Source organism: Colwellia demingiae, from assembly GCF_007954275.1.
Taxonomy (GTDB): Bacteria; Pseudomonadota; Gammaproteobacteria; order Enterobacterales; family Alteromonadaceae; genus Colwellia; species Colwellia demingiae.
Genome location: NZ_VOLT01000015.1, coordinates 73,393 through 89,163 on the forward strand (window position 1 = coordinate 73,393; position 15,771 = coordinate 89,163).

General features: G+C 39.1%; 13 protein-coding genes. 12 read left to right on the forward strand and 1 reads right to left on the reverse strand.

From position 1 onward, the window contains the following. Positions 1-69 precede the first annotated feature (69 nt). The 10 genes from ESZ36_RS20930 (at position 70) to ESZ36_RS20970 (ending at position 11,787) form a co-directional block, all read left to right on the forward strand. Entirely contained in the window at positions 70-3,150 is a 3,081-nt protein-coding gene (locus ESZ36_RS20930) for an efflux RND transporter permease subunit (RefSeq protein WP_146791485.1), read from the forward strand. A 70-nt stretch (positions 3,151-3,220) separates the two neighbouring features. Then, positions 3,221-4,342 carry an efflux RND transporter periplasmic adaptor subunit gene (locus ESZ36_RS20935; protein ID WP_146791487.1) on the forward strand — a complete coding sequence of 374 codons (1,122 nt, stop codon included), beginning with the start codon at positions 3,221-3,223 and terminating at the stop codon, positions 4,340-4,342. Positions 4,343-4,592: 250 nt separating this feature from the next. Continuing rightward, positions 4,593-4,952: a helix-turn-helix domain-containing protein gene (locus ESZ36_RS20940; RefSeq protein WP_146791489.1), complete on the forward strand. Its 360-nt coding sequence runs from the start codon at positions 4,593-4,595 to the stop codon at positions 4,950-4,952. After that, complete coding sequence (locus ESZ36_RS23100) at positions 4,946-5,068, forward strand: hypothetical protein (RefSeq protein ID WP_281285061.1); 123 nt, start codon at positions 4,946-4,948, stop codon at positions 5,066-5,068. Before ESZ36_RS20940 ends, ESZ36_RS23100 begins: the two co-directional genes overlap by 7 nt. Positions 5,069-5,077: 9 nt before the next feature. After that, entirely contained in the window at positions 5,078-6,265 is a 1,188-nt protein-coding gene (locus ESZ36_RS20945) for a type II toxin-antitoxin system HipA family toxin (protein ID WP_342779756.1), read from the forward strand. 231 nt (positions 6,266-6,496) lie between these two features. After that, positions 6,497-7,345 carry a TIGR04219 family outer membrane beta-barrel protein gene (locus tag ESZ36_RS20950; RefSeq protein WP_146791491.1) on the forward strand — a complete coding sequence of 283 codons (849 nt, stop codon included), beginning with the start codon at positions 6,497-6,499 and terminating at the stop codon, positions 7,343-7,345. A 517-nt stretch (positions 7,346-7,862) separates the two neighbouring features. Further along, entirely contained in the window at positions 7,863-8,693 is an 831-nt protein-coding gene (locus ESZ36_RS20955) for an acid phosphatase (RefSeq protein ID WP_246129192.1), read from the forward strand. Positions 8,694-8,747: 54 nt separating this feature from the next. Beyond that, positions 8,748-10,187, forward strand: coding sequence for an NAD-dependent succinate-semialdehyde dehydrogenase (locus tag ESZ36_RS20960; protein ID WP_146791493.1), 1,440 nt, complete (start codon positions 8,748-8,750; stop codon positions 10,185-10,187). Further along, positions 10,187-11,350: an iron-containing alcohol dehydrogenase gene (locus tag ESZ36_RS20965; protein WP_146791494.1), complete on the forward strand. Its 1,164-nt coding sequence runs from the start codon at positions 10,187-10,189 to the stop codon at positions 11,348-11,350. The genes ESZ36_RS20960 and ESZ36_RS20965 overlap by 1 nt, the downstream gene beginning before the upstream one ends. Before the next feature lie 2 nt (positions 11,351-11,352). Further along, positions 11,353-11,787 carry an acyl-CoA thioesterase gene (locus ESZ36_RS20970; RefSeq protein ID WP_146791496.1) on the forward strand — a complete coding sequence of 145 codons (435 nt, stop codon included), beginning with the start codon at positions 11,353-11,355 and terminating at the stop codon, positions 11,785-11,787. 48 nt (positions 11,788-11,835) lie between these two features. Here the strand turns inward: ESZ36_RS20970 and ESZ36_RS20975 are convergent, their stop codons facing one another. Next, a complete protein-coding gene (locus tag ESZ36_RS20975) occupies positions 11,836-13,119 on the reverse strand; it encodes a TetR/AcrR family transcriptional regulator (protein ID WP_146791498.1) in 1,284 nt (427 codons plus the stop codon). 346 nt (positions 13,120-13,465) lie between these two features. On the opposite strand from ESZ36_RS20975, the gene ESZ36_RS20980 reads away from it, so the two are divergent. Then, positions 13,466-15,214, forward strand: coding sequence for a class I adenylate-forming enzyme family protein (locus ESZ36_RS20980; protein ID WP_146791500.1), 1,749 nt, complete (start codon positions 13,466-13,468; stop codon positions 15,212-15,214). A gap of 66 nt (positions 15,215-15,280) precedes the next feature. Beyond that, positions 15,281-15,745, forward strand: a complete 465-nt coding sequence (locus tag ESZ36_RS20985) for a MaoC family dehydratase (protein ID WP_146791502.1) — start codon at positions 15,281-15,283, stop codon at positions 15,743-15,745. The last annotated feature ends 26 nt before the right edge of the window (positions 15,746-15,771 follow it).

A 15,771-nucleotide genomic window follows, 5' to 3' on the forward strand; every position in this document is an offset into this window, starting at 1 on the left:
ACCTAAATACTGATATTTTTAACAAACACTATAATACAATGTTCGCTGCTTCTATTACGGATTGGTTAGATGAACTACACACGAGCTGCTCTGAAAAACCCCGCAGCAATTATTGTTATTGTCGTTTTAATTATGGTCTTTGGCCTATTAAGTGTTGCTAAATTACCTATTCAATTAACCCCTGATATAGAACAACCCCAAATAACTATATTCACAGGTTGGCGAAGTGCAGCTCCGTCTGAGTTAGAATCTGTAATTATTGAGCCTATCGAAAATGTGGTGAAGAATACGCAAGGTGTCATTCGGGTTAATACCTCTATAAACAAAGGTTTCGGGCGAATTTTTCTAACGTTTGATGTTGGCGCTGACATGCAAAAAGCCATGCTTGATGTCATCAATAACCTTAACCAAGTTCCGCCTTTACCCATTGACGCAATTGAACCTGTCGTTTCAGCCAGTGGTGGCGGTAATACTGCAACCATGATGATTAAAACCTTGCCAGACAATCCGGTAGAAGATTTTGGTCAATATCAAAAACTCATTGAAGATGTAGTTGAGCCAAGGTTTGCACGAATTCAAGGCATAGGTGAAGTTAACCTCGCTAGCCACAGGCAAAGAGAAATCAGAGTCACCTTCGACCCCGTTAAAACAGCCTCGTTAGGTTTATCTATTGCTGAAATAAGCTCAGTAATTACCAGCTCAAATGATACGTCTGCAGGTACTGTTAATGTGGGCCGTCGTCAATACGTGGTTCGCTTTTCTGGTCAGTATAGCCTAGATAATCTCACCGAAATGATCATTGGATATAGTGGTGAAAGACCCATTTATTTACAAGATATAGCTACAGTAGAGAATACTTTAGCAGACAGACAAGGGTTCAACTTACGTAACGGACAACCGTCGTATTACCTTACGTTGAAGCGTCAAAATGGTGAAAATATAGTTGCCTTACTTGATAAAATTAATATCGCCATTAAAGAACTGAATGACGGACCGTTAAAAGCAGAAGGATTAACAATAGATTTAAGTTTTGACTCTTCCGTGCATATTCGTAATGCGTTATCTCTGGTACAAAATAACCTAGGTTTAGGCGTATTATTATCAGTTATTATCTTATGGTTATTCCTTAGAGGCATGCGAAATATTTTGATCATTGCGATTACTATTCCTGTTTCTTTATTAGTCGCTTTTGTTGCCTTAAGTCTTTTTGATCGAACACTTAATGTTATTTCCCTTGCAGGTTTAGCTTTTTCTGTTGGTTTGGTGCTTGATGCCGCGATTATTGTTCAAGAAAATATTGTCCGACTCAAAAGTAAAGGTATGGATAATCATAAAGCGGTGCTCAAAGGTACAACCGAAGTTACGGGCGCTTTATTTGCCTCAACGGCAACTAGTGTAGCCATATTTTTGCCGATATTATTTATGAAAGGCATTGAAGGGCAACTTTTTTCAGACTTAGCCCTAACGCTTTCTATTGCTGTTATTGCTTCACTACTTGCCGCGATTACCGTATTACCTATTGCCAGCAAATACTTGTTAAAAGACGAGTCTGATATTGACCCTTTCGCTCCTTATTGGGAGCGACTTACTGTATTAGTTATGAAGTTAACTAACAGTAAATTTAAACGAGTAACTTGGATCAGCCTTTTACTTGCTGGCTCATTGATCGTTACTTTTACCTTATTACCCAAAACAGATTTCATGCCTAGAGCACCAACAGATGGTTTCTTTTTCAGCCTAGATATGCCGCCAGGAGGCAATGTTGACTTTATTGAACATGAAATGGCGAGTCTTGTTAAAAAGCGTTTAGCTCCGTACTTAACAGGAGATAAAACACCCAAAATAAAAAGTTATAATTTTTACTCGTTTGGCTCTAACGCAACGGGGGGCTTTATCTATTCCGATGACCCGAGCCGGGTTGAAGAGCTAATGAAAGTGGTTAAAGCGGATGTATTTTCAGGTTTGCCAGATACCGACGTATTTATGTTTCGTGGCTCTATGATTAATATCTCTGGCAATGGTAATGGCCGTACAATTGATATAGATATTCATGGTACCGATATCGAAGGATTAATGGAGGTAGCAAAGACCGGTATTGCTGCGATTAAAGCGGATATGCCAAACACCACCGCATTTCCTATTCCAAGCCTTAACTTAGCTGAGCCAGAACTAAATTTACTACCCAATGATCAACGTATTACCCAAGCGGGTTTAAATCGTAGTGACGTCGCTAGGGCTATTAGCGCTTACACCAGTGGTTTATTTATTGGCGAGTATTTCGATGGTAACCATAGATCTAATATTATATTGCGTGGTGAGCAATGGGAAACGCCTGACGAACTTGCCATGATGCCGATGCATACGCCTTTAGCTGGCATTCAAACATTAGGTGAGTTAACTAAAATTACAAGATCAGCAGGTCCTACTGAGTTAAAAAGAATCAATGGTAAGCGAACCGTCAGCATTCAAGTATCACCACCAGCGACCATGTCACTCGAAGAAGCAACGGCGCTTATTAATGAAAAAGTTATACCTAAAATGCAGTTAGATCTGCCAGAAAATTCGGCTATTTCTCTCAGTGGTAATGCTAATCAGATGGCTTCTGCAATCAGCGATATGATCAATAACTTTATCTTAGCCTTGCTTATATTATTTTTACTGATGACAGCACTTTTCAAGTCAGCAAAAGACAGCTTAATGGTTTTATTAGTGATGCCATTAGCTACCGCAGGTGGCGTTATCGGACTAAGTATCTTAAATATTTTCACCTATCAATCTTTAGATTTATTAACGATGATCGGGTTTATTATCTTACTTGGCTTGGTAGTCAATAACGCTATTTTACTTGTCGATCAAACCAATCAAGGTGGATTAGAAGGTTTGTCTCGCTGTGATGCGGTTGCTCAAGCTATTCGTATTCGTGCTCGACCTGTATATATGAGCACATTAACCAGTTTATTTGGCATGTTGCCTTTGATGTTAATGCCAGGTGTTGGTAGTGAAATATATCGTGGGTTAGCTGCTGTAATCGTAGGAGGTATGGCGGTGAGCGCTATATTCACCTTAGTGTTGTTCCCAAGCTTACTTAGAATGACACAAGGTAAACATGCTTCACCTGCAACAAATATAGTGTCCATGTCAGCAGCATAAAAATAATTACGAGTTATACCAGTTTCATTCATTAGGTGAGATTGATATTGATAATCGTTAAGAGGATTTCATGTTAAAAGCAAATCAAGTAAACCTAGCGAAAATAAACACTGTGCCAACAAAAGTTGCACACAAAATGATAAAAAAAGTAGCAATAGCTAGCCTTATTGCTATGAACTTTATGCAAGTAAGTTTTGCTGCCGATGCCGTTGAAAAAGTAGTAGAAAAACCAGTGAAAGTGGCACCTGTGATTAATATGCCGATGGCAGCAAAAACGGAACTAAACGCGACTTTATATAGTAGATCACACATCCCAATAACAGCTTCTTTAAACGCAAGAGTAGATTACTTGGTAGAACCTGGGGATTCTGTAGCTCAGGGATATAAACTTGCGGGAATGGACTTAATACCTATTCAGCTGCGTCAAGCAGAGCAAAAAGCACAGATCAGTCGTGCAAAAATTAATGTAGCGTATATCAAAAATGAATTGTCACGTTTACAAGAGCTGAGTAAAACACAAGCAGTCTCACAGTTTACGTTAGATCAAATGCGTTCTGAGCATGATTTAGCCGCGGCAGATTTAGAAATTGCCCAACTAAAACTAGCACAAATAAATGAGCAATTGTCACGTGCCATCATTACCGCGCCATTTGCCGGCATTATCACTGAGCGCTTGATAAGAGTGGGTAGTGAAGTAAACCGTGGTGATATTTTACTTAGATTACTTGATACCGAACATTTAGAAGCGCGATTATACATCCCTATTAAGTACCTCGCTTTTATCAATAAAGGTGACAAATTATCCCTGTCAGCAAACGAACAAAAAACGTTAGCTGCAGTTACCGCTAAAATCCCAAGAGCTGATCCAAGATCACAAACATTTGAAGTTAGGATTAATATACCTAAAGCACTTAATAAGCACTGGGCTGCAGGTCAGCTTGTTGGTATTAGTGTTCCGACTCAAAAAGCAACAGCAAGCCTAACCGTGCCAAGGGATGCACTTATTTTACGTAAAAGTGGCAGTTACGTAATTAAAGTGAATAGAGACAACACCGTATCTCGTTTAGCCGTTGTTGTTGGCAAAGGCAATAAAGAACGTGTTGCGATAACTGGCTTACTTAAAGACGGTGATAATGTTGCGATAAGGGGAGCAGAAAGGCTTGCCGACGGTGATAAAGTCGTTATTCAATGATGTTAATTGCCTTCGATTGAATGTCAGCCTGAACAGTCAGGGGGTGAGTAGGGCATATTAGTGCCTTTTTCTGTATTGACTCAGGATAGATAACAATCCCTTTAGGGGTTTTTGTTGCCATTTTTAGCAGTTAATCATCCCATAAAGGGTTATATTGCGTTATTGTTGATTACTTGTGGTTGTCGTGTAATACTCCTTTTAGGGGTTATACTTGAGTATATCCCGTATAAAACATCTTTAAGGGCGTATTATGAATATTGATCAATTGACAGCGCATGCCATTGCGAGTGAACTAGGCGATAGAATTAAAACCGCCCGACTCAATGCAAACCTCACCCAGAAAGCATTAGCCAATAAAGCAGGTTTATCCCTCAAAGCTATAACGAATGGCGAAAAAGGTAAATCAACGCTTGAATCAATGATAGCTATTCTCATCGCGCTTGATCTAACAGAGCAACTTCATTCGTTTATCCCAAAACAAGAATTATCTCCGGTTCAATTAATGGAGCTTCAGGGTAAAGAACGCAAAAGAGCAACTAGCGCACGTAAAAGTGCCAGTAAAATAGATACCAAAAATAGCAACCAAAGTAAGGATGCTCTCTCATGGTAATGGAAGTTATAAAAGTTAAGTACAAAGCGTTTGACGTAGGTGCCGTTAGCTACAACACCGATACCCAAATGGGGTCGTTTGAATACTTCCCCAGCTTTATCAAAACAGGTATCTAATTATCACCAATAAAAATGCCACTGGCTAAAAAGATTTATTCATTTCCCCAGCTAGACCAGAATACTTTTAAGGGACTACCAGGGCTTATCGCCGACTCACTGCCTGATGATTTTGGTAATGCTGTAATGAATGCTTGGATAGCTAGCCAAGGTAAATCAACCAGTAATATCACGCCGTTACAACGTTTACAGTACACAGGGATGCGCGGTATGGGAGCTTTAACTTATTCACCTGCGACAAAAAGAAAAAATCTTAATGCATCACAGCCAATACACATTGAATCGCTCGTTTCTATCGCACAAGACGTATTAGATAAACGGCAACAATTTAATGTGAATCTCGAAAATAATGGTCAAGAAGACAAAGAAGCAATGATGTCGCTCATGTCAGTTGGCATGAGCGCGGGTGGTGCAAGGCCAAAAGCGGTGCTTGCTTTCAATAATGACTTAACTCAAGTTCGTTCAGGTCAAACTGATGCGCCTGAAGGTTTTACTCATTATTTGATGAAATTTGACGGTGTGAGTGAACATAATAAAAATCAAGAGACTTTTGGTGATCCTATGGGGTATGGGGCGATGGAATATACCTACCACCTATTAGCAAAAGAATGTGGTATCGATATGATGCCTTGCCATTTACTTAATGAAGGCAAACGCAGACATTTTATCACCGAAAGATTTGATCGAAACGGCAATGACAAAATACACGTACAAACACTCAACGGACTTGAGCATGTAAGTTACAAACAAATAGGTTCATACTCTTATGCTGAATTGTTTAACACAGCAAGAAAATTAAAACTGAGTCCAGATGATGCAATGCAGCTATTTAAGCGCATGGTATTTAACGTAATATCTCGAAATCACGATGATCACGCCAAAAACTTTGGATTTTTGTTAGATAAAGAGCATAAATGGCAATTAGCTCCCGCTTATGATTTAGCCTATAGCTACAAACCCGATAGTCATTGGGTAAGTAAACATTGGATGACACTCAACGGGAAACAAGATAATTTCACCCGAGATGATTTCTACAGTTTTGAAAAACTGAGTCCAATCTTTAGCAAACGAAAAATAGATGATGTACTAAATCAAACAATCGAAGCCGTATCACACTGGGATAAATACGCCACAGAGCAAGAAGTACCAAGCTCACTGGTAAAAGAGATAAGCGGGAATCTAAGGCTTTTCTTGTAGTTGTTACTAATTTTACTAAGTATAAGGTTTTTACGTATTATTACTAATAGATTGATATTAAAATGAATTATTTATATAGCACTGTTGGTTTTTCTTAACTTGAATCGAAATATAAGTTACAAATAGATTAGTATATTAATATCAATTTTTATGATCTCTTGTGGTTATAAAGGTGATGGCGAGTATATTAAACATGGAACATGACCATTCGTAAACAAGGATAGTAACTAGATGAAAAAAATGGCTTTTGCAGCAACTTTTGCTGTACTTTTTACTGCTAACGTACAAGCAGATACAGTTGGTTTATATCTGGGCGGTCAAATTTGGCAAAGTGAAGCAAATGGTATTTTGGGTGAAAAAAATGCGCTAATTGACTTTAATTTAAAAAAAGAACAGCAAATTAACTACTTTGTTGCGGTTGAACATCCTTTTCCTTTGCTCCCTAATGCACGTATTTCAAGTACCTCTCTCGATACCACAGGTAACACTACTTTAACGCAAGAATTTAGCTTCGGTGGTGAAACCTTTTCAGCTGGTGACGATTTTGATGCTAGTTTTAACGTCAGTTATGTCGATTACACCTTATATTATCAATTATTTGATAGCGGTTTATTTTCATTTGATTTGGGATTAACCGCTAGGGATTTTGATATTATTGTTACAGGGACAACAATTATTGAGACCACTCTGGATGTTCATAAACCATGCGCTGCTGTGCCTGGAATATACACTCCCGGGGATGAGTTTTGCAACACATTAACATCAACAACAAGCTCTGTTACTACTACAGGTAAAATAAAGACCGACGACATTATGCCTATGTTGTATGTTGCCACTAACATTAGCTTACGATTAACGGGTCTAAGTGTATTTGCCCAAGGTGATTTTTTATTGATAGATGACCACTCACTTTACGACTATCAAGTTGGCTTAAATTACGACCTAGTTGATAGCTTTAGTGTGGATTTTAATCTGAACTTAGGGTATCGGGCCGTTAAAATGGAATTTGAAGATTTAAACAACTTATATACAGATCTTGAATTTAAAGGTGCTTTTGTCGGCATCATTGTACACTTTTAGAGGCTAAAGGCTCGCTGTGTATTTCAAATTGCTCTAATACAATCCTCTTTTTGAAGCATTATCAATACAAAATCTAATCCGAAGCCTTGTTTGGCGCTTGTTAGCTAATGTCTCCAAAGTGGCAACAGTGATCATGCCTAGATAGTGCGCTAAGCAGAAAGTAGCAGCTCGCTAACACTAACGTCCGCTTCAAACTCAAAGCAGTCATAGGACTCGTTTCTTAGTCTAACTCGCAAAGGAGCACATAGCGCCTCAGTAATTATGTTCACTAAAATAGATAAGCTGAAGTTAATTAAGTTATATTTAGAGCTAAATTTGTTGTTGGTGGCATAAAAAAAAGATGCAACGATGGTCAGATTTCTGACTCTACAGCAGACATTTTGATACCACATATTAATACTAGAGAGATTAGATTTATTCATCTCCGTAAAAACATGTTTAATTTTATAATACTTGTACGAAATTAAAACATACTGTAAGTTCGAATACTGATTTTGGATAAGTTTAGGAATTGCGCGTGAAAATAAAAATAAACAAAGTATGCATCGTGTTATCTAGTTTTTTACTTTTTGGGGGCTGTACTTCTAACCAATCTCAACCTCTTGAACCGGTAGCTGAATTAATACCCGGTATTTTAATCGGTTATTTACCACATGACGTTATTCCTGATGGAATCGCTTTATTACCTACAGCGCCAATCGCTGGTAATGCGGAAGATAAACGCTTAAATACAGAGGTTATCGCGAACCAAGAAGGTTTTAGATGGGAATTAGCTACCTCAGACGACAATCTTGAATTTCCTGTCGCGGCAAGCATGTTTTCTTGTGCCATTGATGCAAAAATTAGTAAAGAAGAAACACCGCAACTTTATCGTTTATTAAGACGGTCAGCAACAGATGCAGGGCTTTCAACCTATGCAGCGAAGAAGTATTATCAAAAGAAACGTCCTTTTATGATTAATGAGGCACCGACCTGTGTTCCGGCTAAAGAAGCACATTTACGCACTAGTGGCTCTTATCCTTCAGGCCATGCGGCAATTGGTTGGCTTTGGGGGCAAATATTTTCAGAAATAACGCCTGAGTATAGTGATAAGGCTCTGGCGCGCGGTTGGGCTGTTGGTGAAAGTCGTTTATTTTGTAATGTGCATTGGCAAAGTGATGTCGAAGCAGGTCGTACTATGGGGGCGGCAGCCTTTGCTAGATTACACGCCAACACCGAATTTACCTCAGCCATGGCAGCAGCAAAATTAGAAATAGCCTCGGTCAGAGCTAAAGGATTAAAGTCATCGAGAGACTGCAACGCAGAAACGAACGCGTTAAGTTTAAACGCCGATAGTGAAAAGCTTTAATTATAAAACTCCGACAAACAAAGCTCCAATTACACACAACTCATTAGAGAAATTATGTATCAATCAAAATTATTAAAAAATGCGTCCTATATTAATGGTCAATGGTCTTCATCTAAAGTCCATTTTGAAGTAACTAACCCGTATCATAATCAATTAGTGGCTAAAGTAGCCAATGCGGATGTTGCTGAAACAGAACAAGCAGTATTGGCAGCCAAAACAGCGTTGAAAAAGTGGTCGTCAATGTCGGCGAATAGCCGTTGTGCATTACTGCGCAAGTGGTTTGAACTAATGATGTTAAACCAAGACGAACTTGCTGAAATTTTAACGTTAGAGCAGGGTAAACCTTTAGCGGAAGCGAAAGGTGAAATTGCTTATGGTGCCTCATTTATGGAATGGTTTGCCGAGGAAGGTAAACGTGTTTATGGCGATACAATACAAGGACCGAGCAGCGATAAACGTATTGTTGTGATTAAACAACCTGTGGGCGTAGTTGCCGCGATAACGCCTTGGAATTTCCCTAATGCCATGATTGCCCGCAAAGCAGCCGCAGCACTAGCAGCCGGTTGCACCTTTGTTGTTAGGCCAGCTACATTAACACCATTGTCAGCATTAGCTATGGCAGAGCTATCAGAACAAGCCGGTATACCGCCTGGCGTGTTTAATGTCGTTGTTGGTACTAATTCTAGAGGTATAGGTGAGGTATTAACAACCCATAAAGATGTCGCCAAATTTACTTTTACTGGCTCTACCGATGTCGGTAAAACCTTAATCAAGCAGTGTGCTTCAACAGTAAAAAAAGTATCAATGGAGCTTGGAGGAAATGCGCCTTTTATTATTTTTGAAGATGCCGATATTGATGCTGCGGTAGCAGGGGCTATTGTGTCTAAATACCGTAATGCGGGGCAAACATGCGTTTGTACCAACCGTATATTGGTTCAAGAGAGTGTTTTAACTGCGTTTACTGATAAGTTTGTTAAAGCCGTTAACGCATTGCAGTTAGGCAACGGCTTAGATGCAAGTGTTAATGTCGGTCCTATGATTTCAAGCAATGCAGTTACTGACGTAAAACAGCTTGTTGATGCATCGGTTGCCGCTGGAGCAAAACTGTTAACAGGCGGTGATTCTGACCTAGGTAGTAATTTCTATCAAGCGACGGTGTTAGCTAATGTAACGAATGATATGCCTATTGCTGCCAATGAAGTTTTTGGCCCCGTAGCCCCGATTATCAGTTTTAGCACAGAGCAAGAAGCGATAGATATTGCTAACGACACAGAATACGGCTTAGCGGCATACTTCTATGCACGTGATATTGGCCGAGTGTGGCGGGTTTCTGAGGCGCTTGAATTTGGCATGATAGGCATCAACGATGGCATCATTTCCAACGCGGCTGCACCTTTTGGTGGTGTAAAACAGTCGGGTAGTGGTCGCGAAGGCTCTAAGTATGGCCTTGATGATTATATGGAAATCAAATATCTGTGCATGGGGGGAATTTAATGTTTAGTAACTTTCAATTTAATACCACAAAAAGCATTATCAGTGAGCCGGGTAGCTTGCGTAATATCGTCGACCTATGTCAAAAGCTTGGTATACATAATCCTTTAATAGTGACCGATCAGGGTATTGTTTCGTGCGGCTTACTTAAACTATTACTTAGCTATTTTGATGGAAAACTACCGATAACCATTTACGATAAAGTGGTTGCTGACCCACAAGAAAAGATTATAAATGATGCATTAAGATTAGCCCAAGTTAATGACATAGATGGTGTTATCGGCTTTGGTGGTGGCAGCTCAATGGATACAGCAAAAGTGGTTGCTGTGTTAATGAAGACACCACAATCATTGGCGAACATTTACGGAGTTGACCAAATAATTGGTGGGAGGTTACCGCTTATATTAATACCTACAACCGCAGGTACGGGATCTGAAGTAACGCCAATTGCAATAATTACCACAGGCGAAACGACTAAAGCGGGTATTGTTTCATCACAATTATTACCCGACATTGCTTTACTTGATGCAGAGTTAACACTCGGCTTACCTAAGGAGGTGAGCGCGGCAACGGGTATTGATTCTATGGTACATGCTATAGAGGCATATACCTCAAAAATAAGAAAAAACCCTTATTCAGATATGCTGGCGAAAGAAGCACTACGGTTACTGTCAGGCAATATTGAAGACGTCTGCACGGATGGAAAAAACATTGAATCTCGTCAGAATATGTTACTCGGTGCGTGTTTAGCTGGGCAAGCGTTTGCCAATGCGCCAGTGGCTGCAGTACACGCGCTAGCTTACCCATTAGGCGGTCATTTTCATATTCCACATGGTTTAAGTAACTCGTTGGTTTTACCTCATGTAATGCGCTTTAACAAAACCCATGCTGCTTCACAGTACAGTGAATTAGCACCCTATATCAGTACCACGATTAATACCCAACAAAATGAACAGGCTACCACTGATGATTTAATAGTGTACATCGAGCAATTGATCCATCGCTTAGGGTTACCTAACTCATTAAAAGCAATGGATATTGAGCAAGCTAAACTACCCATGTTAGCGAAAGATGCCATGTTGCAAACGCGTTTACTCGTCAATAACCCTAAAGATGTTAGTTATGAAGATGTGTTAGCCATTTACCAAGCTGCATACGGAGAGTAAAAATGTCTCACGTTAAATTAGTCAAAGACGATTTTCATTTTATTAAAGAAATCACCACACGGTGGATGGATAATGATATTTTCGGTCACGTTAATAATGTCACTTACTACTCTTACTTCGACACCATAGCGAATACCTATTTGATAGAACGTGTTGGGATCGATTTTCAAACGAGCCCTGTTATTGCTTTTATCGTAAATTCACAGTGTAGTTATTTTTCCAGTGTTGCTTATCCGGATAAAATAGTGGGTGCATTTCGGGTCAACCGTATAGGAAATTCATCGGTAGAGTATGGGGTAGCAATTTTTAAAGAAGGTCAGGAGTCAGTTTCAGCTTATGGAACCATGACCCATGTTTTTGTGGATAGAAAAACTGAAAAACCAGTCAAAATTGAAGGTATGCTAAGAGAAGTACTTGAACAAGCATTAAAAAAATAATACTTGTTCATTTTATTTTTTGGCTAATAGCTATGTACAGGTTAAGTGTTATCCACGTTGTATTGTAGCTATACCATTAAAGAAAATATCAAAGAAATCGATAGAGCCTTTTACTAAATCTATTTCGTTTGGCGCTATGGCCATATCAGGAATTGACTCTATCGCACCAGCAATAATGTTCTCTGCGACTAATAAGTTTACTTCTTTAATCGTTTTGTCGGCGATGCCTGCACGGATCATATCACCAAACAAATCTCTTACTTGGCTGGCAATAACTTCCATTTCTTTTCTTTTGTCAGCGGGGAGCGACCACATTGTTGCATATCGAATGAGTGGACCTTGCTCACCTAATTGAATTGAAAACATTTTACGGGCAGCAAAAGCAAGCTTATCAATGGCATTAATATCCATCGACATAGTATCGCTCAACACCGATTGCTCAACGTTAAAGGTACGTTCAATACACTTAATCAATAAGTCTTCTTTATTTTTTATATGATAATAAAAAGCACCCTTGGTAACGCCAAGCGATTTAGCGAGTTCATCAAGCGATGTGCCCTTAAAGCCTTTATGATTAAAGAAACTAGAGCCGACACGTAAAAAAGCTTCCTGTTTTTTACGGTTTTGTTCACTTCTATCAAAACCGGTAGGCGCCATGTGCTCATCGTCAAAGGATATCGCTTTAAATTCAAATTTTTCAGGCGTATTGTTTAGGCCAAATTTAATTATCGTTAACCATTGTTGATAGGCACTTTCACGTTCACTTTCTTCTACTGAAAAAAGCCAAACAGGTAGCCAGAAAATATTACCCCAAATAGCATTCGCTGCTTTACCTGGGTGTATTGCTTGCATGCTGCCATCTTCTATACCGGCGTTGATTAAGTCTTTTACCTGAATAACAAAGTGTCGGTAATGTGCCGATATTTCTTCTTGGTGTGGTGTGGATAATGAGGCTATTTCAGTCAAACCCGCTAAGTGGCCTCTATTTCCTTTGATGATATCGTTCCAACACTCAAAGTTAAGTCGAAAGAGTGCGTCAAGTTTATCTATCGCTGAGCCGTCACAAGAAAGTGATTTATCGACGATAGCTTGCATCTCAATGCAGGTATTTAAATAACACTGATGCGTGAGCTCTTCTTTCGTTTTTACATAATAATAAAGACTCGTTTTGGTCAAATTAAGCTTGTCAGCTATTTGAGATAAAGTAGTACCTCGTGTCCCTTGCACGTTAAATAATTCAGAAGCAGCAGAGAGTATTGTTTTGTATTTTTGATCATGCTGATTCGTTTTACTAAAGGGGGAGCTTATTTTGTTTTTGTTAGCGTTTGGCATGAGTTCTCAACGGTTACTTTATTTTTATAGAAATTATTTTATTAATTTTTAACGGGACAGTAATTATACCATGCGTTCAATTTTATTGTATGCCATATAATTTAAATGTTCAATGAGCCCTTGATATCAGTGCTTAATATTATATTTATTGGTTTGATTAGTATTATTTGATGATGTTTTTTTGAGAGTAATTACTAAAATAAATGCAAGGACATAAAAACTAGTGTCTCCTTTGTACTTGAAAGCACCCTAAACATACTGTAAGTTCGAATTGGCTATAAGAGAGTTAATATAGTCTACATATTAGATTTGTGCTAACAGCTCCCAATTAAAAAGAGAATCAGTAATGCAAAATATGGTATTGCAAAATCAAGACATAAAAATTGACGCAGCGTCTACAACTTCAGTATTGAAAGAGTTGTTTGTACTCACTGAAAAAGGCCAACCCTTTGAAGTTATCAATAAAGTAAGAGAGGATATTAATTATCAAGCGTTTGCGACCTTGCCAGAAAATTTAAATGCAATGTTCAAAACTGCAACATATACTTATGGCGACGCTGACTTTATAATTTTTAAAGATGAGCGTCACAGTTTTCGAAGCCTTTATCAAGAAGCCAGTGAGTTTGCCTGTGCCTTGGTTGAGCAGTATCAAATATCTGAGGGGGACAGAATTACCATTTCAATGCGTAATTACCCTGAATGGATAATCGCTTTTATGGCTATTACCAGTATTGGCGCTATTGCGGTGCCATTAAATGCTTGGTGGCAACAAGAAGAGTTTACTCAGGTAATAGCGCATTGCGATGCTAAGTTAGCCATTGTAGATGACAAACGATACGATTTACTCGCAACATGTTTAGAAAAAAATGATACACCTGTCATTATTGCTCGTCCGTCGTTAGCGCAAACAGAAACGATAAAAAGAAATGTTGAAACATTTGATGGTTTGGTTGCAAAATATCAAGGTCAAGCGATGCCTACTTTGGCCGTTAGCAGTGACGCCATTGCCACCATTTTTTATACTTCAGGTTCAACGGGTGCGCCTAAAGGAGCTGTCTCTAGCCATGAAAGTATTTTAACGGCGATAAACACTTGGGTTATGTTAGGTGTTTCTGCAGGTGCAGCAAACACTAAACAAAATATCGAACCTTCATCGAATGCGCCTGCTGCATTAATGACAGTACCGCTTTTTCACGTTACCGGTTGTCATACACTATTTCTACTTTCAATGATCATGGGTCGTAAAACCGTGATGATGCCTTATTGGGATGCTGAAGAAGCATTACGCCTAATAGAAAAAGAAAATGTCACTTATTTCAATGGTGTGCCGACCATGTCGATGGAGTTGATGAATCACCCTAATAAATCAAAATACGATTTAAGCTCGTTAAACGACATATGTGCCGGCGGGGCAGCTAGGCCCCCTGAACATGTGCGTAAAATTTATGACGCCTTTAAATCAGGTAACCCAAGTTGTGGTTATGGTTTAACAGAAACTAACGCATTAGGTGCTGTTAACGGGCCCGTTGATTATGTTCAAAAGCCAAACAGTGCCGGTTTACCGACTCCGCCTATCGTACAAGTAGAAATACTCGATGAAAATGACCAAGTACTTGCCGTGGGAGAGCCGGGTGAAATTGTCATTAAAACGATGGCTAATATCTTGGGTTATTGGCGCAACCCACAAGCGACAGAAGCCGCATTTATTAATGGGTATTTTAGAACAGGTGATATAGGGTTTTTAGATGAAGACGGCTTCATTTATATTGTCGACCGTGCTAAAGACATCATTATCCGTGGTGGTGAAAATATTTCATGCCTTGAAGTGGAATCATCACTTTATAAACATGCCTTGGTTGGAGAAGTGTCTGTGTTTGCATTACCTGATGAACGATTAGGGGAGGTTGTTGGTGCGGTTGTTTATGTCGGCAATACTTCTGCAGAAATAACCGAAGCGATACTACAAGAATTTGTTGCTGAGCATTTAGCTAAATTTAAAGTGCCAAGAAAAATCTGGATAATTAACGAAAATTTACCGCGTTTAGGCTCAGGGAAAATTGATAAGCGCACGTTAAAAGAAACCTATATTAGCTAATTCTTAACGTTAACTTATTCGCGATTAACACTGTTTCATCTATTAGAAATTATAAAAGGCAATCTCATGGCTAGCACCATCAATGCAAAAAACTTACCTGATTACGTCGGGAAAACAGTAGGAACCTCATCGTGGTTCACTATCACGCAAGCGCAAATAGATACGTTTGGCGATGCAACGCATGATCATCAGTTTATTCATGTTGATCCGGTAAAAGCAAAAGAAACGCCTTTTGGCGGCACCATTGCTCATGGATTTTTATCCTTGTCGTTATTATCGGCAATATCCTATGAAGCAGGTTTACAGCTTGAAAACATGACCATGGGTTTGAACTACGGTTTTGAGAAAATTCGTTTTTTACAGCCAGTAAAAGTAGACACCAAGGTTAGAGGAAAGATGACCTTGACTGAATATAGTGAAAAACGTCCTGGACAATTTTTATTTAATTGGCTGGTTGAAGTTGAAATTGAAGGTGAAACTAAACCAGCCTTAACGGCACAGTGGTTAACGATGACCATGATTAGTAAATAGTCACCTAGGTGACAATATTATTACTC